The following is a 12,652-nucleotide window of genomic DNA, read 5'->3' as shown; positions in this document are numbered from 1 at the left end:
TACCCTATTGCCACCTTGTAAATATCCTGAATTTGTTATATGATAATAAATATTTTAAACTATGAAAAAATTTAATCTACTCTCTTAAAAATATTTGTTGTGACAGACAAAGTGTGAAGCAGGCCGCTCTGCAGGTGATGCCTTCACCTTATCTGGTAATTCTACGAGAAAAGGTTGGTATAAGATGAACAACACTGAAACTCACACAGATGTCATTTTAATTGGTGCCGGAATTATGAGTGCTACTTTAGGAACGATGCTGCACGAGTTAAGGCCTGACTGGGAGATCAAAGTTTTTGAGAAACTCTCAAGTCCCGGTGAGGAGAGTTCTAACGAATGGAATAACGCAGGGACTGGGCATGCCGCACTTTGTGAACTTAATTACACAGCTGAAAAGCCGGATGGATCTGTCGATATCAGTAAAGCGTGTAATATTAACCAGCATTTTCAGACATCCGTACAGTTCTGGTCTTACCTAGTTGACAGCAATCTGCTGCAAAATCCTGCGGAATTTATCAGACCGATTCCGCACATGAGTTTTGTTAAAGGAAAAGACAATGTCTCTTATTTAGAGAGACGATTTAAAGCGTTGTCTAAAAATCCTCTGTTTGAAGGAATGGAATTCAGTGATGATCCGGAAAAATTGAAAGAATGGATTCCGGTTATGATGAAAGACCGTTCATTGGATGAACCTGTAGCGGCAACTAAGATTGATTCGGGGACGGATCTTAATTTTGGCGCATTAACGCGCAAGTTGTTTTCCCACATGGAAAATCAGAATATTACCGTCAAATACAAGCATGAAGTTGAAGATATTAAACGAAACAGCGATGGCTTGTGGGAACTCAAAATTCTGAACCTTGAAAGCGGTTCAGTCAGACACCACACGGCAAACTTTGTCTTCATTGGAGCCGGGGGAGGGAGCCTGCACTTACTACAGAAAACCCGCATTCCTCAAGGGAAACATATCGGCGGATTCCCGGTAAGCGGTATGTTTTTAGTCTGTAATAACCCGTTTATAGCTGAAAAGCATCATGCGAAAGTTTACGGGAAAGCGAAAGTCGGCGCGCCGCCAATGTCGGTGCCTCACTTGGATACCCGTTATATTGATAATAAAAAATCGCTACTATTTGGACCATTTGCAGGTTTTTCACCGAAGTTTTTAAAGACGGGGTCGATGTTTGACTTACTGTCGTCGGTTAAACCGGATAATGTACTGACGATGCTGTCTGCCGGCGCCAAAGAGATGGCGTTAACTAAATACCTCATTCAGCAGGTTCTCTTATCTAAAGAAAAACGGATGGACGAGCTTCGCGAGTTTATTCCAGACGCTAAAAGCGAAGACTGGGATTTAGTTGTCGCCGGCCAGCGTGTTCAGGTCATAAAAGATACAGAAGCTGGCGGCAAAGGGACGCTGCAGTTTGGAACCGAAGTCGTCACAGCCGAGGACGGTTCGATCGCAGCCTTATTAGGCGCCTCACCAGGTGCGTCAACTGCCGTTCACGTCATGCTTGATTTAATAGAAAGGTGTTTTCCGGAGCATCTCGAAGAATGGGAACCAAAACTTAAAGAAATGGTGCCTTCATACGGCAAGGCTTTAATGGAGCACCCTGAACTTCTGAAGGAAATTCAAATGTCAACAGCTGAAACGCTCGGCTTAAGTAAAAAAGAACTCGTTCAAGTCTAACTTTTGCCTGTTAACGTTTATAGGCATCTGCGAAATATATACGCCAATCAAACGCCAAGTGCTGGACACTTGGCGTTTTTACGTAACGTGGGTGCATATGTTTTAACGAAATGAAACCTGAGAGAGGGCCAGCCCGTAACAGAATTAGCATAAAATAGGAAGGCAATCAGCGGAAAGAAAAAGATTAGGAGTTTTTAGTATGGAAAACCTGAGCATCATTCCCGTAGATTCGTCTAACTGGCGCGAGGTAGCTGCTTTAAGACCGGATAAAAGCCAGGAAGCTTTTATTGAGAGTAATGAAACTTCCCTTCTCGAGTCGGTTTTTGATACGGAACATAACTGGCAATGCTATGGCTTATTTAGAAAAGGTACGGCAGTCGGCTTTATGATGATCGGAGCCGAAAGTAAAACAGACCGTTATATCTGGCTCGACAGGTTTATGATTGACTAGTTACCAGGGGGAGGGGCTAGGCGGTTCATTTTTAAAAGCAACGATTAAATATATTTTAGATTATTTTGATGTAGACGAAATTGTGCTAAGCATCACCCGGGATAACATCGGCGCGAAAAAGTTTTATATGAAGCACGGGTTTAGCGACAGTGGCTTAATAGATGCGGAATTTGATGAAGAGATTTATTCGTATAAGCTTTAGGGGAGAGGGGACTAGTTTTTCGTGAAAAAAGTTTTAGAGGAATAAATAAAGAGGCCTCTATTTTAAAAACAGTATTCTAACAGATACAGAAGGGAGGTATATATTATTTAAAGGAGATTAGACTCCTGCTTTGAAGGTGTTGATACAGGTTAATTAACTTTTCTGAGGAAAGAGTGGGATAACATGTCCAACCGGTTTTGGAAAATCTTCTTTATTGTATTAACTTTCATTGTACTTAGCTCGATTTCTATGATGACATTTGAGAATATTAGCCATGTAACCTTACTTGCCGGAATGATGGCCTTATTCCTTGGATTAGGAGCCGCAGTGTTTTATTTATGGGATATGAGTAAAAAACCTTTTCACCGATTATATATTGTTAGTTATCTCCTCACTGGCCTGAGCGTTTTTGTTCCGGTAATAGGTGTTTATTCAGGAGAAGGATTCGTGGAATACGGATTTCCCGTACCGTGGCTGGCGATTTATGAGCCCTTCGCAAGAATCGATATTGCCGCAATAGGACTTATTTTTAACTTTTTCTTTTTCTACTGGATCCTGAGGCTTGTAAGAAAATTATGGTTGAAATTTCCGATAGGGGTAAAAAAATCAGCTTATTAAAAAAGTACTGCGGACGAGGGTCCGTAATTCTTATTCATAAAAAAGAGCGCCCTAAGTGGCGCTCTTTTTAAATAATCGGTCATTTTAGCTATTAAAAACAATATAACTCCAAGCACAGTGATAATTAAGTAGTAATCAGAACCATGTAAGCTAACGATTATACCTCCACTCATAGCCATGATAATACCTAAGATTTTAAGAATATCCTGTATACTCACTACTATCCCTCCCCCAATCATAATTTTATAATATCACTAAGGGCGCCAGAGAGCTTTTCTTTAATTATCTAGCGGAAGAAATCACCTATATAGTGATAATAATACGCCACTTTATAGAAAATGGGTATGGCGCTCTGATTTGAATGAGTATAGTCAGAGCCCCGTAAAAGACAAATACTTTTCTAACAGAATTTTTACAAACTAGGCTCCTGCACAATTATACTCGTACAAGATTATAGATAAATGACTAATGAATAGGATGTATTAAATAAAGTCAGGGATATATTTGTTTTGTCACATACTCATGAACGCAGACGTGGTAATCATCCGTTGTTAGAAAAACAGATGACGAAAGGGGAAGAAAATGAATAGTAACTATTATAACTATAACGAAGTTAGATCTGACCAGAGATTTTTTCCGGGTATTGGGTTAGGAGGAATTGGTTCAGGCTTTGGTGCGCTACCAGGTCTGGGTTTTGGAGGGACAGGCTTAGGTTTTCCGTTTTTAACTGGTTTGGCAGCTGGAGCATTATTAACTCCAAGGCCCCCATACTACTATTACCCTCCTTACCCGCCATATCCTCCTTATCCTCCTTATCCCCCTTATCCTCCGTATTCTTATTATTGTTGCAGGTAATAATTACCGAGTATTAAAAGAAAAGACCTCGGGCAAAGATCCTGTCCGAGGCAATCCTGCTATTATATCGCTCCTCATAGTAAGACTCTGAAATGACTCACCAATTTAAATTACTGACCGGTTAATGGGCTTCTTATAATTCTGGCTCATATGTAATTTTAAAAATGTGATCTGTTTACTTCTAAAATTAGGTGAGGTAGTAGAACAGTATCATTTGATTAGTTATTTGCTATTAGTTTATAAAAAAGCTGCGGACGTTGACCCTGCAGCTTTTTAATACTGGCAAACCATTTCTCTCTAAAGTTCTCTCCTCCCATCGTCTGAAAAAATAATTATATTAACTTCATCAAACTCCATGCGCTGAATAGGATCGGTCTCATTAGATACATCAATCTCTTTTTCGAGGGAGACGACTTTCTTTGCATTTCCCTCTAGTGTTACCTCATAGGGGCTACTATCGTTTAACAGCGAGAGTGAACGATGCTCGCTTTCGTACCAGTAGCGGTCGTAAAACGCCACATTAAATGTTACAGGATCTTTGCTCCGGTTTTCAAAATGAAGATCGCACCTGCCGATAGACAATTCCTCATCATAATGGGTGATTTTACAACTGCTCTCCGTGTTGTCATAGGAAACCGCATAAATATTCGATGCGAACGTTTATTGATAGGCGCTTATAAGACCGTACGGCAGGAAAGTAAAGGCCAGTATAACGCCGTGCGAAGGGTGTGACCCGTGAAGAGTGATCAAACGACCATTTTGATGACGTGTGGAAGTGGACAGAAACGGACAGTTGCCAAAGCACAGAAGTCCGGGGAGAACAGAAGGGTACCCCGTCCATCGCCGATAACTGGAACGAGGGCACCTAATCGTGCGATTCGCAGATGACTTTATTGTGTTATGTTGCAGTGCCAAAGGCAGTGAAAGAGTGATGCGTGGAATCAAGAAATATGTTGAAAATGAAATGAAATTAACGGTGTATCCAACAAAATCAGTCATAGTCAATGCCGAAGAAGAACCATTCACATTTCTTGGATACGAGTTCTATCTGAATTATCGAGGCATTGCGCCTAAGAAAGAAAAGATATTCAAAGGAAAGGTCAAAAGATTAACGAGACGAAATCAAACACTTAGTATTGAGGTATTGGTTGATGACACCCTAAATCCTTATCTGTGATGCTGGGCAAACTACTTTTGTTTTGGGCATGTGGCCGCGAATTTCAAGAAATGGGATACATGGTTACGAAGACGGTAACGTATGATTCAACTGAGAAGCTGGCGTTATCGGAATAACTTATATAGAGTGCTTAGAAAGAATGGATGGAACGAAGAAAGTCTTCATCCCATCCGCATGACAGCGTGGAGATGTTCTAAGACCCACATGGTTCATACCGCACTAGATAATAGTTATTTCGAAGAAATCGGCTTAGTCAGCCTCAGAACTATTTACTATGAACGCTATTCAAAGAAGAATAACCGGGAGGAGCCACATGCGTAGACCCGCACGTGTGGTTCTGGGAGAGGGGTAGTCAGTAATGGCTATCCCTACTCGATTTACAATTTGTATATTCTATTTATTAACAGTTAAGAGATTGGTAGAATAGTAATAGAACTATTTTTTTACATATCAAATTTAGAAACATATTCATTTATGTATTAAAAAGTAAAACAATTAAAAGGAGAATGATTGATGGTAAACTTTTAGGAAAAAGTAAACTTCTTATGGACAATTGCAGAAATACTGGGTGGACCATATAAGTTTGACGATTACGGAAAGGTAATCCTGCCGATGGCAGTCCTTCGACGCTTTGACTGTGTGCTTCAAGACACTAAGGATGAAGTCTTGAAAAAATATGTACAGTACAACAAGAACCTGCCGGAAGAAGCTAGAGACGAGATATTGAACCGTACGTCTAACCAAAATTCAATAACATCAGCAACTATGACTTTGAAAAACTTTTGAATGATGTTGATAATATTGCAGAATACTTCAGAGATTACATAAACGGATTTTCCTTAGTGGCAAGAGATATCATTGATTATTTCGATTTTGATAAACAGATTGAGAAGATGGATCGAGATGATTCATTGTACCTGACGGTCAAACGATTCTCTGAGATTGACCTACATCCAAGTGTCGTGTCAAATCTTGAAATGGGCTATGTATTTGAGAAATTAATGCGGAGGTACTCAGAGCATGCTGAAGCAGGTGACCACTATACACCGCGCGAAGTCGTTCGGCCTTATGGTGGGGCTTATGGACTTCGTCATTGACCGTATGCAGAACAATGAAAATTTCTTTATGAAAGTGCTGGAGGACAATGATTTCAAGCAGTTCCTGATGGACGATATGTTCAATGAAGTGTACCACGACCTCAGAGAAAACAGTGAAGCACATTAATAAAAGGACTGGAGGTTAAATCATGGCAAACATAGAATTTGAAATTGTAAAGCATATCAGCGTCTTATCCGAATCCCCAAAGGGCTGGAAGAAAGAACTCAACCTAATCAGCTGGAATAAACTAGAGCCAAAGTATGACATTCGGGAGTGGTGCCCAGACCTTGAGAAAATGGGGAAAGGTCTTACGTTTACTGAAGAAGAGTCAAAAGAGCTTGGTAAAGTATTAAATTTTAATAGGCAGCAGGAAGTGGCGTTGGAAAACGTTGACTTTCTGCTGTTTTGTATTATTAAAATTTAAAGTAGAATCAATCATTTAATTATCATGTTAACTAACCTTTAGTAGCCGTATTGGGTAAAAGTATAAAAGTTAGAAACTAATTTGATAATGAATATAACTAAAAACTAATCCCAAATTACAAATTTATTATTTTTATTAGATTGGTGGTTTCTGCTTATGGCAAACGTTAGCTTTAATGAAAAAATATATTTTGAAAGAATATTTCAAATGGAGAATGGTTATGTTTTAGATTTTACTAATAGAACTTTTCAAGATTTTATTTTGGATACTATTAATATTGATATTTACCATCGGTATGATTATGAATCTAAAGCTAAACTTTTAAGACGTGTTATCTCAGACTTCGATAATGTCACTGTGGGGAAATTATTGATGGAATTATTGGATTATAAAAGATTACATTTGGACATTTCAAATGATGAAAAAGAAACATTCTACAAATGTGTTGATATTGCAAACAGATTAATGGGAAAATCAGTCAGAGCGAAATTAGCACCTGTAGAAAAACACTCAAATAACGATTTTGATTTTAAAAGAAATTTAGAGGCGTTAATAAAAGTATCTAAGTTAAACAATAGTCAAGAAAGAGGATACACTTTTGAAAAATATTTATATGATTTTTTTAAAAGCAATCAATTAAGTCCTAGAGAAAGTTTTAAATTAATAGGTGAACAAATAGATGGTAGTTTTTCATTTAAAAATGAGATTTATTTATTAGAAGCTAAGTGGACAAAAAAATTAGTAGATAAAGGTGAACTTGTGAAATTTAACGAAAAAGTATCATCAAAATCTAGATTTACCAGAGGATTTTTTATAAGTTTTTCAGGTTATTCTGAAGAAGCATTAGCTACATTTAACTCTGGTCGAAGTGTAAATATTGTTTTAATGACTGTACAAGAATTAGTTATATCTTTAGAAAGAGAAATTGATTTTAATATTGTATTGGAAAAAAAAATACGAGCATTAGCGGAAGAAGGAAAATTTTATAAAAATATAATTGAATTATTTTAGAGTGTAGATGCATATTTGGAAGGGTTAATGTCGGGGTCTTTTAGAATTACTCTCGAGTTTATTGTTGAAGTAAAGGGTAAGAATCTTGCGGATTCGTGGAATATTTTGGAACGACTTAGTTTGAACAAGTTCTTAATAAAGGATATGTTTAGTAAAGTATAATATATTTAAGGGAAATGAATCACCTAACGGTACTATTTACTGTTTAAGATTAAAATACCCACTCCTGTTATAACAGTTAATGGGTATTTGAGGTATTTTAGAATTAATTATTAACATATCGTTTTTTAGAATTGGTTTCATAAGTTGAGTTTGAAAGAGGGCCTTTGTATATTTCTTCGTCCAAAAATTTAAGAATGGATTTTATTTCCTTTTTGTCGTTTGGAATATTTATTTGTTCTTGGTCGTCAGAACGATTTAAAGAAATATTTACCCCATATTCTGCTGCTGTATCTTTAATCATACTAGGTGTGTAATTTTCAAGTACTTCAGAATCTTTTATCATAGCAATTTTTCTTCTAATAAAAGAATCGGAATATGACTTGAAACTTTCTTTATCTTCTAAGGCTAAGGCGGGAAGACTGATAAAGTCATCAACATCTGAATCAGTAGCTTCTCTGTAATAACTAGATAAGTCTAGAATTTGACGAGCAACCCAATATGTCTTGAAATATAGCTTTCTATCCCGATAAAAACAGTCTACTTTATCCAATAAATTTATCCCAAATTTTGACGTTAAGTCAAATGTTTCTTGATTATGAAATAAGCTTACTCCTTTACGATTAATAAACTGAGAATTATTAAACTTTTGAAATGCAATTATAGGTTCTTCTTCTCTTATTAGACCAGTAAATATGGCTTTTATCTTATGATCAACATTATCTTCCTTAAGCTCTAATATTTCACAAGAAGCAGGAGATTTTATAGCTTCAAAAAATATATTTGGCATCTCATATTCTGAAATAGATTGTATTTGCCCCTGATCTGGTTTATAACTTCCATCGAAAGTAATAACTTCGAGGTCATTATCGAGCAAGTCATTTTCTAAAGAAGTACTAAATAGGCAAGATAACTCTTTTTGGGCATCACGTGTAAGACGAATTCTGTTGATAACATATTCACCGCTGCCCACCATTAAAGCAAAAAAATTGGTAGTGTCAAACATTTTTATCCCCCTTATTATTAATGTCTAAGACCATATATTCAGTTAATTGAACAGTACTAGTAATTGAAGTTGTATCTCTTAAGTCTCTCTTTGTTATTAATAAAAATGAAATATTATTTGACGTATTAACTTCGTAAAAATGATAACCAAATACGCTGAGTAAAGGGTTAATATGATAAGAGTTAGTACTCCAAATAATTAAAAAAAATAAACTCATTATGAAAATCAAGATGCTCTCATTTATTTGTTCTGAGGCAATAGTAGTAAAGGGCAGAAGATAAGCAACTAGAAAGCCAACTACTTCTCCATCGGCTGTCTTGATAGATTGAATTGGTAAATTAATAATCTCAAGTTTCTTTTTAGCAAAATTAATAATTAATAAACATAAAAACACTAATAATGCAGCAAGACCTATTACTATAGAAAATTTTAAAATTGAGTCTTCTTCCAACCAAAGGATAAAAGCATATGTTAATAATATAGGAGAAAAAGAAGTAGATACTAATGCTACTTTAACAAATTTGTTGAGCATTTAATTTCCTCCTATATTTGAGTAAGTAGTACTTATTCCAGAATATTTTAACATATTTATTAAATTCATCCAATGAAAATAATTAGGTATAATTATTTCAAAAATAGTTTATATAATTGTCTTGTTATCACTTTGTATATTTTAGTGCTGTATTGCACAATCAGAAAAAATGTAATCTTTATTTTGAATTAATCTTTGAGGATCTAAGAGGTAGCTACCTTGTTCCTCTTGTAAATAGCTTCCAAAATATTATCCTAAGAAAGAATAACGAAAGGAGCCAATTAAAATATGGACTCAGAATTGATAATAACAGGTATTATTACTCTTACTGCTGCAATAATTGGTGCCACAGCTGCAATTTATGGAGGACATAAAGCTACTCAAAAACAACTTGCATTTCAAGAAGAGCTATTTGAAAGAGAGCTCAAAGCAAGAAGAAAAGAATCGAGAATTGAAGCAAAGCACAAAATTTTATCCGAGGTAACTGGTAACATAGCAGTTATCTCAGATGGCTCTAACCTAGAACAAAATGGAGACTCTGTTAAATTTTTTGGAGCATTGAACCAAGTAAATTTAGTATTCAACGATGCTCCGAATGTAATCAGCGCAAATCAAATTGGAGTAAATACTGGAGAAGACTTGTATAAATTGATCTCAGAAATGCACAAAGACTTAGGATTACCTCTGCCAGAGAAGGAATCAGTACTAAGCCCAAAAATAAAAAGAAAATAATAAATGATTACGTTCATTTTAGATTCTTTTACTTAATTTTCCTTGCTTTTAACTTGTTGAATCATCAAATTAAAGTTTGAGATACAAACGGATAGGATACTCTATTTGCGTTATATTTATAAATAATCAATTTAACCAGTTTGAGTTAAATAAAGGAAATACTCGACTAAGTGTAATGGCTTCTCTTATCTAGTTGTAAAAAGACGAGGAGTCTATTAATCCAGTTTTAGATAAATGCAGGTTTAGAGATCAGTGATAAATAAGTTGACCATTTACAATAGTCTTCTTCATTTTGGGCAGAAGTTAATAGAAACGCTAAAGTTATTAGAAAAAATCAAGAGCAAAGGTGAGAAAGCGATTATTTTTACTGAATATCGTGGCATGCAAGTTATTTTAAAGAAGCATATTAGTGAGCTTTTACAAATAAACCGAATGATAATTAACGGCATGACACCTCGACGGCAATCAGTTGTTGGTCAGTTCAATGCGACTTCTGGATTTGATGTGATGATTCTTTCATCCAAAGGAGCAGGTACAGGATTAACAATCACTTCAGCAAAGCATGTTGTTCATTACACACGTTGGTGGAATCCCGCAGTAGAAAATCAAGCAACTGACCGGGCATAGCGAATTGGACAAGAAAAAATGCCATTGTCTACTTTCCGATTGTAAAAGGTTTTGAGAGTTTCGGCAGAAGCTTAACTATAGAAAAAATCATACACAATATAATTGAAGAAAAAAAGAACTGGCTGGAAGTGTAATTGTCCCAAGTGCGAAGCTAAATATTGAAGATGAAGTATTAAAAGAGTTTTCTTTGCAGTAAGCATTAAAAATAAACTAGGGGCTCATATTTAAGTAACACACACAAATAAAATAATAAACACAGAGGAGTAATTTAGGTGATCTCAGAAAATGAAGTTATTATTACAGTACATAATTTAGATGAGGGGTGGGGAGTACAATATGATTTTAATCAATATAATATGACTTATCTTCCTAGAATTGGAGAGTCTGTGGTTGTCCCTATCCCCCAAGAGGACAAGGAGTATTATATTGCAATAATAACTGATATTAATTATAAATTTGATTGGCATGAAGGAGAACTTGTCCAAAAAGCAATCTATTTGGAAGCGAATATTTATGGTAACGAAACTGCTTAATTGCAGTGCCTGGTGTCAGAAGCGCAGTTAGCTTTACAGGCCCAACGTGAGTTGGCCAAGGAAAATCTATCTGTATCCGTCATCAATTTTCCATCATGGGATCTGTTTGAATCCCAATCAAAGGATTACCAGGAATCAGTTCTTCCATCCCATGTAAAAGCGCGTTTAGCAATCGAAATGAATTCAACTTTAGGATGGGAACGTTATGAAGAAGATCACGGGGATGTGTTAGGCATTAACCTTTTTTGGTGCTTTGGGCCCACAATCCAGGGTCTTGGAAGAATTCGGTTTTACCGTAGATCATGTTATGTCCAGAGTAAGAGAGTTAATAAATCTCTAAACTAAAATAATATTAAAATGATGGAGGAGACTATGAAATTTTTTATTGATACTGCAAATCTCGAAGAAATCAAAAAAGCATATAAATTGGTATTTTAGCAGGTGTAACCACCAACCCAGAAAAAAGTCGAATATTATGGTCTAAAACCAAAAATCAGAGCTCAAGCTGTTAGTGGAGTGTCTCCTGAGGTTATGGAATTGGTCCAGTGGAGTCTACAAAGAAAGCATTACAAAAAGCTAAATTAAATTTAAATGATATTAGTATCATTGAATTAAATGATGCCTTTGCGGCACAATCTCTTGCAGTAATAAAAGAGCTAGGAATTCAATTGGACGTGGAGTGATAGCACAGGTCATCAGTTGGTGCAACAGGAGCAATAAACAAAATTATTTCACGAAATGGGCAGAGAAGGTATAAAGTATGGGTTAGTCACATTATGTATAGAAGGTGCACAAGGAATTACATGCATAGTAGAGAATCTACAAAAATAGAATTAAAAAGTCAATCACCGAATTAGTCTGTTGCTCATTTACCAAGTTTGATATTTGGGGAGTACTCTTTGTACTAGAGAATTGGAGAAATAAGATCAGGTTTTTAAAATTCTTTCATGTATAATTATTTTTTCTGTAAATTAAATATATTTTACCCGCAAGGATTTAATATAGTTTTTGGCTCAATAATGACTCACTTTTCTTGATATCAAATGCAATTAAGTTAAATGAAAAACCACAATGTCAAAGGTTTTGAATCCACGTGAAACTCTATGAAATATGCATAATATAGGAGCGAGGAATACGGTCTTAAAGCAGGAAGTAATTTACTGTTACAGTGACTCCCTGGAATTTGTCGAAATGGTTTCTTCACATAACCGGTTCGGATAATGGCGAAAGTCTGTAAATACTTAAATAACAAGGATCAATACATAATGTCTGTTCGTATGTTTTATGACATCGAGCAGACGTTTTTATATTTAGTAAATGATGAAAGAGGTTGTAGTGCTATAAATACAGCTAAATTTGCAAGATATTAACACACATAGATTTTTTAAAAAGAAAGAGTAGAAAAAGGTGCCTGTACTCGCTCCGTATATATTTTCCTTTTTAATTGAATATTGCAGACAGAATGAGCCACTAGTGCATACTTTTGAGCCACCTAATGCGGATGAAAAAGCCACCATGTGCGGAGTGGTGAGCCACTCTG

16 protein-coding genes and 2 pseudogenes are annotated in these 12,652 nt (G+C 35.8%); 15 read left to right on the top strand and 3 right to left on the bottom strand.

Annotated elements, in window-relative coordinates:
- The first annotated feature begins 184 nt into the window (after positions 1 to 184).
- The 4 genes from mqo to BMW59_RS02025 all read left to right on the top strand — a co-directional run bounded on the left by mqo (position 185) and on the right by BMW59_RS02025 (position 2,958).
- Positions 185 to 1,687 carry a malate dehydrogenase (quinone) gene (gene mqo / locus BMW59_RS02040; protein WP_093047367.1) on the top strand — a complete coding sequence of 501 codons (1,503 nt, stop codon included), beginning with the start codon at positions 185 to 187 and terminating at the stop codon, positions 1,685 to 1,687.
- Positions 1,688 to 1,886: 199 nt separating this feature from the next.
- Positions 1,887 to 2,138 (top strand): hypothetical protein, encoded by a 252-nt coding sequence (locus BMW59_RS02035; protein WP_093047366.1) that lies wholly within the window; start codon positions 1,887 to 1,889, stop codon positions 2,136 to 2,138.
- Entirely contained in the window at positions 2,131 to 2,340 is a 210-nt protein-coding gene (locus BMW59_RS02030; RefSeq protein WP_093047365.1) for a GNAT family N-acetyltransferase, read from the top strand. Before BMW59_RS02035 ends, BMW59_RS02030 begins: the two co-directional genes overlap by 8 nt.
- 183 nt (positions 2,341 to 2,523) lie before the next feature.
- Entirely contained in the window at positions 2,524 to 2,958 is a 435-nt protein-coding gene (locus tag BMW59_RS02025) for a hypothetical protein (RefSeq protein ID WP_093047364.1), read from the top strand.
- 1,152 nt (positions 2,959 to 4,110) lie between these two features.
- Here the strand turns inward: BMW59_RS02025 and BMW59_RS02010 are convergent.
- Positions 4,111 to 4,395 carry a hypothetical protein gene (locus tag BMW59_RS02010; RefSeq protein WP_093047361.1) on the bottom strand — a complete coding sequence of 95 codons (285 nt, stop codon included), beginning with the start codon at positions 4,393 to 4,395 and terminating at the stop codon, positions 4,111 to 4,113.
- A gap of 346 nt (positions 4,396 to 4,741) precedes the next feature.
- Between BMW59_RS02010 and BMW59_RS02005 the strand changes: the two genes are divergently transcribed.
- The 5 genes from BMW59_RS02005 (at position 4,742) to BMW59_RS01990 (ending at position 7,523) form a co-directional block, all read left to right on the top strand.
- Positions 4,742 to 4,990, top strand: coding sequence for a hypothetical protein (locus BMW59_RS02005; protein WP_177174155.1), 249 nt, complete (start codon positions 4,742 to 4,744; stop codon positions 4,988 to 4,990).
- A 552-nt stretch (positions 4,991 to 5,542) separates the two neighbouring features.
- Positions 5,543 to 5,776: a type I restriction-modification system subunit M N-terminal domain-containing protein gene (locus BMW59_RS21985; protein WP_342739574.1), complete on the top strand. Its 234-nt coding sequence runs from the start codon at positions 5,543 to 5,545 to the stop codon at positions 5,774 to 5,776.
- Positions 5,777 to 6,010: 234 nt separating this feature from the next.
- Positions 6,011 to 6,214, top strand: coding sequence for a hypothetical protein (locus tag BMW59_RS21480; RefSeq protein ID WP_177174154.1), 204 nt, complete (start codon positions 6,011 to 6,013; stop codon positions 6,212 to 6,214).
- 22 nt (positions 6,215 to 6,236) lie between these two features.
- A complete protein-coding gene (locus BMW59_RS01995) occupies positions 6,237 to 6,512 on the top strand; it encodes a YdbC family protein (protein WP_093047359.1) in 276 nt (91 codons plus the stop codon).
- Between the two features lie 156 nt (positions 6,513 to 6,668).
- Entirely contained in the window at positions 6,669 to 7,523 is an 855-nt protein-coding gene (locus BMW59_RS01990; RefSeq protein ID WP_093047358.1) for a restriction endonuclease, read from the top strand.
- Between the two features lie 265 nt (positions 7,524 to 7,788).
- On the opposite strand, the gene BMW59_RS01985 is transcribed toward BMW59_RS01990, so the two are convergent.
- Positions 7,789 to 8,688 carry a Kiwa anti-phage protein KwaB-like domain-containing protein gene (locus BMW59_RS01985; RefSeq protein ID WP_093047357.1) on the bottom strand — a complete coding sequence of 300 codons (900 nt, stop codon included), beginning with the start codon at positions 8,686 to 8,688 and terminating at the stop codon, positions 7,789 to 7,791.
- Complete coding sequence (locus BMW59_RS01980) at positions 8,681 to 9,220, bottom strand: hypothetical protein (RefSeq protein WP_093047356.1); 540 nt, start codon at positions 9,218 to 9,220, stop codon at positions 8,681 to 8,683. Before BMW59_RS01980 ends, BMW59_RS01985 begins: the two co-directional genes overlap by 8 nt.
- 288 nt (positions 9,221 to 9,508) lie before the next feature.
- Between BMW59_RS01980 and BMW59_RS01975 the strand changes: the two genes are divergently transcribed.
- The 6 genes and pseudogenes from BMW59_RS01975 to BMW59_RS22385 form a co-directional block, all read left to right on the top strand.
- Positions 9,509 to 9,952, top strand: a complete 444-nt coding sequence (locus BMW59_RS01975; RefSeq protein ID WP_093047355.1) for a hypothetical protein — start codon at positions 9,509 to 9,511, stop codon at positions 9,950 to 9,952.
- A 252-nt stretch (positions 9,953 to 10,204) separates the two neighbouring features.
- On the top strand, positions 10,205 to 10,579 hold the full coding sequence (locus BMW59_RS01970) for a helicase-related protein (protein WP_093047354.1): 375 nt from the start codon (positions 10,205 to 10,207) through the stop codon (positions 10,577 to 10,579).
- 272 nt (positions 10,580 to 10,851) lie between these two features.
- Positions 10,852 to 11,112 carry a hypothetical protein gene (locus BMW59_RS01965; protein ID WP_093047353.1) on the top strand — a complete coding sequence of 87 codons (261 nt, stop codon included), beginning with the start codon at positions 10,852 to 10,854 and terminating at the stop codon, positions 11,110 to 11,112.
- A 12-nt stretch (positions 11,113 to 11,124) separates the two neighbouring features.
- Entirely contained in the window at positions 11,125 to 11,457 is a 333-nt protein-coding gene (locus BMW59_RS22390; protein WP_425441249.1) for a transketolase-like TK C-terminal-containing protein, read from the top strand.
- 27 nt (positions 11,458 to 11,484) lie between these two features.
- Positions 11,485 to 11,570 (top strand): annotated as a pseudogene (locus tag BMW59_RS21290) (fructose-6-phosphate aldolase); the annotation flags it as partial.
- Positions 11,571 to 11,574: 4 nt separating this feature from the next.
- Positions 11,575 to 11,943: pseudogene (locus BMW59_RS22385) on the top strand (acetyl-CoA C-acyltransferase); the annotation flags it as partial.
- Positions 11,944 to 12,652 lie beyond the last annotated feature (709 nt).

The organism is Salipaludibacillus aurantiacus (assembly GCF_900111295.1).
Lineage (GTDB): Bacteria > Bacillota > Bacilli > Bacillales > Salisediminibacteriaceae > Salipaludibacillus > Salipaludibacillus aurantiacus.
The sequence above is the reverse complement of the archived record's forward strand: the minus strand, read 5'-3'. Positions and strand labels throughout refer to the sequence as shown.